This window comes from Clostridium yunnanense (assembly GCF_016595795.1).
GTDB lineage: Bacteria > Bacillota > Clostridia > Clostridiales > Clostridiaceae > Clostridium_AR > Clostridium_AR yunnanense.
On record NZ_JAENHN010000046.1, the window covers coordinates 135,271 to 147,791 of the forward strand.

Sequence of the window (12,521 nt, forward strand, 5' to 3'; positions counted from 1 at the left end):
TCACCTAACAGTGAGTTTAAAGATGAACCACTTTACATTAAAATTTATCCTAATATAGATTCATAGAACCGCCTAAATCATTATTTGGAGTTTAATGCTTGAAGTAGCTATATTAATCTTTCATTTTAATACTATACCAAAACCTTTTTAAGCTCTCGTACTATTTTGCGTAAAATAGTAACTTTTTCACCATAATAAACTTAGTCTTTCATGACTATTGTTATTTAATATGCGAAAATGAGTATCATACAAAGCTCTTATCACTATGTACAATACTCAAAAATTTTTACATCTCAAATACCTTAGTTATTCTAAATTTCTGCTTTTGCTTCAGCTATTTTTCTGCGTTCAGCAAGTTCTTTTGTAATTTGAACCTGCTTTTCTTCTGTAAGGTCAAACTTTATTACTACAAGAGTTAATAACATTATAATTGCAGGTACAATACTCATTAATATCTTTATACCAGTAATTGTAGCGCTACTTTGTTGAGCTGCCCCACTTACATACCCTATAATTGACAGAGCTGTAGCAGCTATGGACCCAGATATAGCAGTAGAAAAGGTTTGCAAAAATCCCTGAAGTGACCCCATAAACCCATTTATGTTCTTACCAGTCTTCCACTCAGTATAGTCCATTGCAGCAGGCATCATCGTACCTGAAGCAGGAGTTGAAATTCCAGAAAATAATCCTGCGACAACATATAATACTATGAATGTTATTAATCCAACCTTAGTTGGTGGAACTACTATAAGTACAAATGTTGTTACTACAGAGATAATAGACCCCATAACCAGGTTGTTTCTAATTCCGATACGTTTTGTAATAGGTCCACTTAATGCTACACCAATCAAAGTTGGAACCATACTAAGTAATCCTACTATAGCCACTAACCCTTCATTATTAAAATAATATTTATAATAATATATAGAGAGAGTAGCCTTGAACCCATTTGATAAGTTTAATCCAAGTATATATCCATATACTATAAGTGCGGTCTTATTTGAAATCAAAGCAGAAAACATTTCTTTAAGTGAAAGTGCTTTTTCATCTTTTTTAGGTTGTGCAGCATATCTTTCTTTTACTTGAAATACTTGAAATACTGCAATTAACATAGTAAATATTGCAACTGTTCCCATGATTATCGAGAAACCTTTAGCGCCATTGCCTCCTCCTAATTTTTTATATAAAGGCTGTATAGCAACACTTGCAACCATTGCTGATATCATCATCAAAAAATATCCTATTTGATTCATTGATATTCTATCATCAATTCTCTTTGTAACTACAGGAACTATAGCCATTTGTGGAGCAATTTCAAGTGTTTTAAAGGTACTATAAAGAAAATAAGTGATTGTAGCATATATTAACTTTGCATTGCCACTTAAGCCAAAGTCTGTAAAGGTAAGCCAGCCAAAAACTGCAGCGAATACAGCAACACCTATGAACCAAGGCTTATATTTTCCCCAAGGTGTCTCTATCTTATCAATAAAGATCCCGAATGCTGGTGCTGCCACAGCATCAAAAACACGGATAAACAAAAATAGTCCTGCTGCATAAGCTGCACTTATTCCCATCATGTCTGTATAGAAGAAAAGAAGAAACATTTGAATAACTTGTGAGTGAAAAGTTCCCAGTGTTCCTGGCATAACAACAGCCAATTTCTCACTAAATTTAAGTTTACTATAATTCTCGTTATCGTTTACAACTGAAGTTGTACTCATTATATTTTCCCCCTCTTATTTGTTAGATATTATACTCAAATAATATATTAAATCGTTTTCTTTTTCTCGTAGTATCTTGCCTAAAATAGTAAAATACATATTATCAATCAAATTTTTCCTGATCAAGCCTTTGTAAATGTAATCTTCAGATGTTTTTCTTATAAAGGGTTCACATATCTAAACTTAATTTATCCTTGTTTGATATTCACAGGTATGTATAAATTAGTAGTTGAGTCGAGAACTCTCTACTATTTATCTAGAAGAAAAGAGGCTTTTATAGTTTTAGAGCCTCTTTTCTCTATCTAAGATTTCTTAATTTTACTTAAATCTCTGTTAAGTACATACATCATTTTTTCATTATAAATTTCCTTTGCTAATGCGGATATTTTGTCTATTGTCATACCCATGGTCATAGCAAAAGAAGGATGTTCATCAAGCTTTCCTAGATACTTTCTAAGTACAGCTTTAGCTTCTTCATTCTTTATAAGTTCTCCAAAGGTGCATCTAGTTGAATATACCTCATCAGAAATCTCTATAGCCTCCACTTCCACATCATTTAACTCTGGCATCTGGAACCAATTTTCTGCTGATTTCCCCTTGTCATCCACAGGGGCCTCATAACTTGTATTTTTCTCATTTACCTTGTTAAATAATGCAGAATCCTCTAACCTAATATCATCACACTGAGCTACAGCTTTAAGCACATTTATTCCATCCTTCAGAATGACATCTTCAAAAATAAACACTTTATCATCATTTACTTTCGTTTCTAATTCTTCTCCATTTACATATAGAGTCACTATACTGCAGTTTGAATAAACTTTTACTGTTATTTTATCTTCAATTCTATCTAAAAATCTTTTGCTTGTTATATGAACAAATTTCTCGTCACTCCAATGTGACTTGTACATATAGAATGCATCCTTTTTGATCTTTCTATCGTAGGTTACAAGACCTTTATTATTCCTTCCCTTTACTCCACCTTCGTCTCTTATATTTGCACCAAAGTCAAACATATTCCACACATAGGTTCCCCAAAGGAAAGATTTATCTTTAAAAATATTCCAAACCTTTTCATGCAGTAAAGCATGATATTCTTCTGTATAATCCTTTACCTCTGGATTGCTGCTGTGATACTGCACAATCCCCTCGGCACCATACTCAGATATGCATAAAGCTACGCTAGGATTAACCTTATGATAGTTATCAATCCATTCTGAAAAATCCTCCGCTTTACCACTATACCATCCATAATATTGATTATATCCTAATATATCAGTAATATAGTTATACTCATCATTTTCATCTACAAAAGCAACATTTGCCATGGTAGATAATCTTGTTGGATCTTCTTTTTTAGTGAGCTCATTAAGTTCTTTTACTAGCTTCCTTACCTCAGACCTTTCACCACCGATTTGTATTTCGTTTTGTATTCCCCAAAACATAATTGAAGGGTGATTGAAGTTCTGTCTAATCAATTCTGTCATCTGCTGTTTTGCGTTTATACCTTCAAGCTCTTCCTTTGACATAGTTGATATAAATGGTATTTCTGCCCACACTACCATACCTTCCCTATCACATAAATCATAGAAAATTTGGTTATGTTGATAATGAGCAAGCCTTATTGAAGTAGCTCCAATCTCCTTGATCAGTTCCATATCTTCTATTTGATCTGCTTCTGTTATTGCCCATCCCATATCTTTTCTATCCTGGTGTCTTGAAACACCTTTTAGGGCAAGATGTTCACCATTTAAATAGAAGCCTTTTTCAGCATCAACCTTAAAGTATCTTACCCCAAAAGGAATTGAAAGTTCGTCAATTCTGTCATTATAGCTTGTGATAGAAACTTTAACTTCATATAAATAAGGATTTTTTCTTCCATTCCATAGTATTGCCTTTTCTATTATAACAGGCATGTCAACTTCCTTTGTTTCACCAGAAGGTATTATAACTTCTTTCGCTACATAAGTTACGACTTTGCCTTCCGAATCATAAATATCTGCCCAAAGCTTTACTTTCTTTTCTTCTTCATTTGCATTTACTAATCTTGACTTTATAGCCAGTGAAGCTTTCTCCTCGGTTACTTCATCTTGGACTATATATATTCCTTTTGAGCCATAATCCATAAGATCAAAATGTACCTTATCAGCAATTATAATATTTACATCTCTATAAATTCCTCCATAGAAAGTAAAATCAGCCATCTGAGGATATACATCGTCTACTACAGTATTGTCAACCTTTACTGCCAATAGGTTTTTACTTCCGTATTCCACAGCATCAGTAATATCAAATCTGAAGGTAGAGTATCCGCCTCTGTGCTGACCTAAGAGTTTACCATTTACGTATACATCAGTAATACTGTTAGAACCCTCAAACTCTATAAAAACCTTCTTTCCCACAGATAATGCATCAACAGAAAACACTTTTCTATACCAACATGTCCCTTTATAAAAATCACACCCATTTGCGCCATCTATAGCGTTCCATGTATGCGGCAGGTTTAGAATCTCCCATTTCTCATCGTTATAATCTTTATCAATTGGCTGCTCTTTGTCCTGTTTTATAAACTTCCAATCATCGTTAATATTAATAACCCTTCTCATAGAGCTTTCTCTCCTTATTATCAGTGAAATTTAAGTGCACATTCTTTTAATCTTTTAAGCCTCCATAGTCATTTTTGAACCTATGGCACGTTTGATTAGCCTGGTTGCAAAACCTGCATTAACACCGTACATAAAGTTCATAAGCTTAGAATCCTTTCCAATAAAGAATCTATACTTATTTTTTTCCATGCCATTAATTATTTTTGAAGCTGCCGATGCTGGTGATAATAATAACTTAGAGTTTTTCTCCGAATCTGAGGCAGACTTATCTGTAATCTCTGAATTTTTCATAATATCTGTTGCTATCCCGCCTGGGAACACAAGAGAAACATGTACATTTGTCCCTAATAATTCTGAATATAAACCTTCAGTCATTAGCTTTACTGCTGCCTTTGAGGCACCATATGAATTCTGTCCTGGGAAAGGAAAAAATCCTCCCATACTTGCAACATTTACTATATGAGCTTCTGGTCTAGTCAATAAATGGTTTAAAAACGCCTTAGTCATATACAAAGTTCCAAAAAAGTTAACGTTCATAATTTTATCAATTTGCTCAAATTTTAGATCTTTTAAATCGATAAAAGGTTGTATTATACCTGCATTGTTGATAACGCCATCAACGTGACCTAATGATGAAATAGTTTCCTCTGCAAATTTAAATACAGACTCTTTATCTGTAATATCTAAAACTCGAATTAATAAATTTGGGTTTTTACCTGATATTCTAAATGTTTCGTTAAGTGCAAACTGGTTTACATCAATTGCTATGACCGTTGCACCTTTGGATAATAGCTTTAGAGTTAACTCTCTCCCTACGCCATTTCCCCCGCCTGTAACTACTATATTTTTATTTGCTACTTTCATATCTTGTCCTTTCACTCCCAGTATTCATCTATTTTATAGCCGTCTGTAAGGATAAATAATAAAGTCTAGAATTCAACACATTCCTATACTGAATATTTAAGTAAATTTGTATCTCATGATATTTTTATAAGTAAGAACGATTTCAGATTAGATCTTTACCATCAATATAACAGCGACTCTTTAAATCAATGATATATTAAAATATCTTTATACACTCGTAATATATCGCTTTTTTTAGTAATATTTTAACCTTCGCTTATTCTCAACACTGCAGATTATAGGTTATAATATTGATAAACTAGTTCTAAATTAACCATACAGATGAAAAACTATTAATATTAATAGTTAACAGAAGTATCACTTAGTTTTATTGGATAGAACCGAATTAACTGTATGTAATTTACAAAAGTGAAAGGGTGTCTTTAAATGTCTGAATATATATCTTCAATTGAAAAAATCTGCAAATTTACACTTAACCTTACCAATATGGATGTTACTTTTATAGATTCTTCCTCAAATGTCCTATTTGAATATGGACATACTCAGGTACCAGAAATACTAAGACCTTATTGGAAAAGTGTGAATCAGTTATTAAGTCTTCATGATAGTAATTCCAGTGTCGACGCCTTGCTGCATTCAACCTCTTACATGACCAACTTTATCTCCGTTAAAGTATGTAGTAACAACGTATTTCTTGGCAGTATTGTTGTAGGACCTTATCTCATTGAAGAACCTAATATATTAATGATTGAAAATATAATCTTTGAAAATAAGCTTTCAATTTCCCTAAAGAACACAATTAAACAATATTATCTTTCTCTTCCGCTAATAAGTACCTATAAAGCTAGAATTATTGCTGAATCACTATCCTATAGTGCGCTGAATATCCAATTTATTAAGTCTCATAGTATTACTATAGAAGATAAAAAATATGATTTTCAAACTGACACTGACACCCCAATTTCACGTGATGCCTTAAAGAAAACTACGGAAAAATCTATAGATAGTATTGAACAAATTTACAAAAATGAAAACGATCTTCTTCACGCTGTTGAAACTGGGAATGTTGAAAAAATTGAAGAAATGTTCGAAAAATCTTCTATTACATCACGGGATTTACAAGATCGAGTTCCTAATGATCCACTACGCACAGGAAAAAATTTAGCTTTTGTGTTAAACACACTCCTCAGAAAGGCATCAGAAAAAGGTGGGCTTCCCCCTATGGATATTCACAGTATGTCAGGTAAATATGCAGTGCAAATTGAGCAAACCACTACCTCTAATCAGCTATCAGAACTAATTATGAAGATGCCTTCTGAGTACTGCAAAGCTGTAAAAAAGCTATCACTGAAAAATTTTAATTATCTTACACAAAAGGCTATAGAATATATAAGAATAAATCTAGATGGTGATCTTAGCCTAGATGCCATTTCAAATGCTTTAGATGTTAGCTCTACTATGCTATCTAGACAGTTTAAGAAAGAAACAAAACAAAATATTACAGAATATATTAATATCCAAAGAATAAATGAAGCAGTATACATCATGGAAAATCAAGGTATATCTATAACTGATATAGCTTATATGGTTGGATTTAATGATCTTAATTACTTTACAAAGGTATTTAAGAAGCTTAAAGGAATGACGCCTTCAGAATATAGAAAGAACAAAAGCTAAATCTAAAACACTGAAAAAAATAAAATTAAGATAGACTTTAGCGGTCTATCTTAGTTGTTTTTATTAAGCTATAAAAGTGTCATAAATTAAATATTCCATTTAATAGCAGTTATTAATTCTTTTAACTTTGAACATAAACTTAATCATAACTTTAGATTTTATTTGACTTCTTTACTTTTATTTTCCCAATCACTTTTATTGAGTTTATAGTAGTAAAAATCTTTTCCCTCAATATTCATAGTCCCCATTAACCTAAAGCCACATTTTTGTATTACCTTATTTGAAGGTTTATTATATGTTAATGCAGTGGCATTTAATACCTTAGTATTTGTATTCTCAAATAAGTATTTAATTAGACCTTCTGCAGCTTGGGTTGCATATCCTTTACAAGTATAGTCTTTTGATATAGCGTATCCGATTTCTCTATTTGGTGGTGGTAATTCCTCTTTTAAACCAGACGTAATCCAGCCGATTAGCTCATTGGTGTCCTTCAATATTACTCCTAATCTTAGAACTCGATTTCTAATGTTAGCTATATTAGGTACTGAATCCAAGAACTCTTTATTCTCCTTAATTTCATACTTAACTAACCATTCTCTACGTTGCTCCTTGGTAGCTATCCAATCTGGCAGAAACTCCTCTATTTCAGGCTGCAACGTAATATTATATATCGCATCTAAATCTTCCATTTGAAACTCTCTTAGAACTACATCTTTGCAATCTATTGTAAAAACCTTTTTAGATTTTATATTGTTTGGGGTCATAATTTCACTTTTACACATAATTATCATTCCTTTCAAGTTACTGAGAATAAACCACAGCACTAACCATCTTAACCTTATAATTCTGAAATAATATTTCAATCAGAATCTTTATCCCATCCAAACACTCAAACACATAATTTTAATTAATAAAATATTCTCCTCATTATACTCACCTGCTCTTTTAAAAATGAACTTTTCTACTTACATATAATACCATCCGACTTTTATTAGAACAACCTCGCACTTAGTTCACAAACAAAAATGCGCCACCTAGCACAGGCTAGGTAGCACACCTTAAATTATCATATATATTTTCTCTTTTTAATTTAAAATCAATATTCTTAAAACACTTGTTATTACCAACATTAAAAATCTATATTAAATAAATTCTTGTTCCTTATTCTATACATCAATAAAAATTATTGCGTTATATCTAAAAATAAATATCAGAAAACTCAACATTTGTAACGTCCACAAGACGATTGTTTAGTAAATCAGTACCAGTAGCTTCGTCAACCTCTTCACTCACTAATTCTTTTGGAATTAGAATAGTAAAGGTACTTCCCTTATTCTCTTTACTTTTAACAGTTATACTTCCCCCAAGCGCTTCTACAAACCTCTTAACTAAGGATAATCCAATTCCTGTCCCCTCTGATTGTCTGGCGAAAGAACTATCTACTTGTTCAAACCTTTCAAATATAGTACCTAATTTATCTTTTGGTATACCTATCCCGCTGTCTTTTACTTCTATATAAATAAATCCATTTTTACTCTGCATTTTCACATTAATCTCTCCACCTTCAGGAGTAAATTTAACAGCATTAGCAAGAATATTTAACAGGATACGTTCGTATTTTTCATCATCAATTGCTATTACTTTTTCATTAAAGCTACTTTTAAAAATAAGCTTTATTCTCTTATGCATTGCATAGGTATCTACTGAATCTACAATCGATCTCGTTAGAAAAACAATATCAAGATTCTTTTTCTTTATCTTGATTCTTCCAGCATCTGCACGAGTTATATCCAGCAAATTATTTACCAATCTCAGAAGCCTATAGGTATTTTGTTGAACCATCTTAAAATACTTTTTAGCTCTTTCGTCTAAGTTATCTACACAGAAATAGTTTATAGCCTGAATAGCTGAATTAATAACATTAAGTGGAGTTCTGAACTCATGGGATATAAGTGAGAGAAAATCATCTTTCATTTCTATTGATTTTTCTAACGAATATCTTTTATCTATTTCAGCCTTTAGTAACTGTTGTTCTTGAAGCTTTATAGCCTTTTGATAATTAATTAAATCAGTTACATCATGGCTTGTTACTATACCATAGATCAGGTTTCCCTTGTCATCAAATATAGGAGAACCACTGACACTCATATAGCTCTCTTTATCAGGGGTTTTCATGAGTATCACCATATCACTAACTGATTTACCATTCAATGCGTGGTAATTTGGAGTATCTTCATATGGAACTTTATTACCATAGATATCATAATAAGCTATAAACTCATATGTTTGTCCAACTTTATTTAAGGAACGACCTACTCTTTCACGTGCAGCCTTATTTACAAATACGTACTTACCATTCTTATCAAATATAAAAAATGCACTATCCATATTTTCCATTATTATTTCTAGCTGCTCTTTTTTTTCTTTTATTATTTGCTCCTTGTTAACCGAATCTGTTATATCACGGCTACACAGTATCCCCATATAAAAATTGCCTTTATCGTCATATAAAGAAGTCCCACTTACTGATATATGAAGCACTTTATCTGGAAATACGGCTTTCATCCTCATTCCAATAAAACTCTCTCCTCTAATCACTTTTTGCGCAGGTATTGAATCATTGGGGATAATATTATCCTCTTCATCATAGTATTTAGCTTGATAGTAACCATCACCAACTTTATCAAGGTTCTTATATGATGGTGAAATCATATCCTTAGCAGCTTTATTGAATAAAATATACTCACCTTTACTGTTAAATATTGAAAGACCATCAGCCATGTTCTCAACAACAGCTTCCAATAATTTTTTCTGTTCCTTGATTTGTTCTTCTTTTTCTATGGATTCGGTAATATCGTACGAAATAATAATACCTAGTTCAAGTTCTCCATCATCATTAAATATACTTACTCCATTATGATTTAGATAAACCTTCTTTCCTTTTATAATAGCTAAGGTCTTATAATTCTTTACCTTGTCTCCTCTTAAAACCTTTGCAACAACGGTTTCTTCCAACGGAATCACATTACCATCACAATCATAAACCTCTATTTCACTATAGACCTCTTTATAGGTTCTTCCGTCATTCTTAAATTTCTCATTTATGCTATCTGTTACCTCAATGTATCTGCCATCTTTATTTATAATCGTAATGTTGTCGCTTATGCTATCCAAAATCAGCTTCAACTGTTTGTTTTTTTCCTCAAGTCGTATATGACTAAAAACCCTATCTGTTACCTCTTGAGTATCTACAATTATATATTTAATCTCCCCGTATTCTTTTATGGGGGTTATCATCATATCCCAATATGTTACGCCTCTAACAAAGCTGTGATGCTTATATTCTTTTATTTCCTGCGTAATACCTGACTTTATTAAATTATCTAAAACATTTTCTATAGGACAGTGTTTCCAACCTTCATTAAATTGCCCCATCTGCTTACCATACATAGCTTCAGAAGTTCCACAGGGCAAATCATAAAAATCTAAATACCTTTGATTAGCCTTAAGAAGTATAAGTTCTGGAAAACTATAGATTGCTACTCCATTTTTATTCATAGGAGCAAGTTTATATAAATACATAAACTTGTCTTCTAACCTTGAGCTTGGTTTTTCTTTAAAATAATAAATCTGCTGGTTTCCATCCTTTACTACTTGTATATACATAATTCTAACTTCAAGTGACTTCGTAAATATGATAGCTTCACTATTCTCTTCTCTTAAATCGTAATCAATATTAACCCGCAGTAGATCATTCCATACAGTAAATAATGCCTTGTTCACTAACTCATCTCTATTAAAACCCGTCAATTCAATAAATAAATCATTAATATATCTCACTATTCCGTTTTCTATAATAATAGCTGGACTTTGTGCTTTGTTAACTATATAATTATCCACTTTCCTACCTCCAGTAATAAGTAAACATATTTAGTGAACCAGGCTCTACTTCATAGTCGATAATAGCATAAGTCAAGTGTAATTTTCTACTATAATGTTTAAATTATTACATAATATATCTTCTATAACTTATAACTTTTTTATTTAACCTTATATCATGGAAGACAAATAATCTTACTTGCCAATCTCTGAGGCTCATTTACAGTGCTGTTATATATACAGCTTAGACGCAGTAAAAAAATGTGCCACTAAGCATAGGCTAGGCAGCACATTTTATATGGTATATTATTCTTTTTTGTAGGATTACTTGTTAAAGAGTTCCTATGTCGAAACTTAATTTATACTTGTTCGAAAATCCCGGCTTCTGCGGATTATCGGGCATGTATAAATTAATAGTTGAGCTAGGAACTCTATATAAAGATGAACCACTTCAATGCGAAATCTATTTTCAGAACTCCTCTGGGTTCTGAGAGGAGAGTAAGTACCGATATAGGAACTTTTTAGTTCATCAACACACTTAAAACCCCATCCAAATTGAACACATCATTAGTTTCAAATATCTCCGCCAAATTTTCTATATTTTCCTCTAAATGCTCAACATCCTTAGAATACATATGCATTATATCTACTGCATCTTCATCAGTAACTTGTCCACTTTCCATCCATCTAAACACAAATAATTCCTTAATCATTAAATAACTAACCACTGCTGTCTTTACCTTTGCAGATACATCATAATCAAAAACTGCTTTCATAAAATATCTAAATACAAAGTAAACTAAAAGATTTTCAAACTTGTACATCTTATCTTTATAATACTGGTTAAACTGTTTATGTTTATCTAAATAAAGTTCTGCATCACTATTGCACTGCCAAAAATGCTTTAATACCTTATGTAAGCCTAAAGGATCCTTAGAGTTTATATGTTTTAATTCTTTGAAGACTTTAAAAAACTCATATATGTTATTATATTTGATATGCCCCTTACCTTTATACTTACTTAAATTATTAATAATCTCATTTCTAATGTCATTGTTTAAGTATTTTTCATTTACAGCTTTTATTGCCATTATATTATTTTCATCTATTACTGCTTGAATTTCGCTAGTAAACTTGATAATTAAAGAAGCTCTATCCTCTAGAACAATATCACGGTTTTGAAGTATATCAAAAACTATCTTTCTACTTTGCAAAAGATAAATAAAAAGCATAGCGTTAATGTCATTATATGAAGTGATTTCTTCTTCAACTTCACTCACTTCAAACTCTACCTTTTTGTTGTCTCTTAATATTATTCTAGCAGCTTCTGGACAAGATAGTGATATCCCTATCTCACGTAAGCCTCCAAACTCTTCAGTATATCTCGGAAACTGCCTGCAAGTATAGCAAAGGCTGTCAGCTCCAAGCTCAGTATATATATCACACATCTTACTTTCATTTAGAAATGCACAGTCATCACCTTTTAATACAAATATATTCTCTCCATCACGGTTCACTATATTATCCCGTAGTCTTTTTCCAAAATCTCCACTTACCCTTTGATATTTACTATGTGTTTCATCATCAATTACAATCTCCCAGCCAGCACAGCATGTATCTTCACACTCTGAGGCTATACATTTGAATTCTTTAAAATAATCTGGCACTCGAATCTTCATTTTTTACCTCATCTTAAATTATATTTTTAAAGCTATTTCTTAATTTTAATATCTATTTATGATATCATCAAGTGCCAAGGACTTTTAGAAGAGCC

Annotated in this window: 7 protein-coding genes; 1 reads left to right on the forward strand and 6 read right to left on the reverse strand. The window is 31.8% G+C overall.

The window, feature by feature from the left end; genetic code table 11:
* Positions 1-311: 311 nt before the first annotated feature.
* The 3 genes from JHL18_RS16890 to JHL18_RS16900 form a co-directional block, all read right to left on the reverse strand.
* Complete coding sequence (locus JHL18_RS16890) at positions 312-1,721, reverse strand: MFS transporter (RefSeq protein WP_200271368.1); 1,410 nt, start codon at positions 1,719-1,721, stop codon at positions 312-314.
* Positions 1,722-2,023: 302 nt separating this feature from the next.
* Positions 2,024-4,327, reverse strand: coding sequence for a glycoside hydrolase family 2 protein (locus JHL18_RS16895; RefSeq protein ID WP_200271370.1), 2,304 nt, complete (start codon positions 4,325-4,327; stop codon positions 2,024-2,026).
* A gap of 54 nt (positions 4,328-4,381) precedes the next feature.
* Positions 4,382-5,206, reverse strand: a complete 825-nt coding sequence (locus JHL18_RS16900) for an SDR family NAD(P)-dependent oxidoreductase (protein WP_338025477.1) — start codon at positions 5,204-5,206, stop codon at positions 4,382-4,384.
* Positions 5,207-5,617: 411 nt separating this feature from the next.
* On the opposite strand from JHL18_RS16900, the gene JHL18_RS16905 reads away from it, so the two are divergent.
* Positions 5,618-6,868 (forward strand): AraC family transcriptional regulator, encoded by a 1,251-nt coding sequence (locus JHL18_RS16905; RefSeq protein WP_200271374.1) that lies wholly within the window; start codon positions 5,618-5,620, stop codon positions 6,866-6,868.
* Positions 6,869-7,026: 158 nt separating this feature from the next.
* On the opposite strand, the gene JHL18_RS16910 is transcribed toward JHL18_RS16905, so the two are convergent.
* The 3 genes from JHL18_RS16910 to fliB all read right to left on the reverse strand — a co-directional run bounded on the left by JHL18_RS16910 (position 7,027) and on the right by fliB (position 12,426).
* A complete protein-coding gene (locus tag JHL18_RS16910; protein ID WP_243277914.1) occupies positions 7,027-7,650 on the reverse strand; it encodes a GNAT family N-acetyltransferase in 624 nt (207 codons plus the stop codon).
* A gap of 415 nt (positions 7,651-8,065) precedes the next feature.
* Positions 8,066-10,768, reverse strand: coding sequence for an ATP-binding protein (locus JHL18_RS16915; RefSeq protein WP_200271378.1), 2,703 nt, complete (start codon positions 10,766-10,768; stop codon positions 8,066-8,068).
* A 500-nt stretch (positions 10,769-11,268) separates the two neighbouring features.
* Entirely contained in the window at positions 11,269-12,426 is a 1,158-nt protein-coding gene (gene fliB / locus JHL18_RS16920; RefSeq protein WP_200271380.1) for a flagellin lysine-N-methylase, read from the reverse strand.
* Between the last annotated feature and the right edge of the window lie 95 nt (positions 12,427-12,521).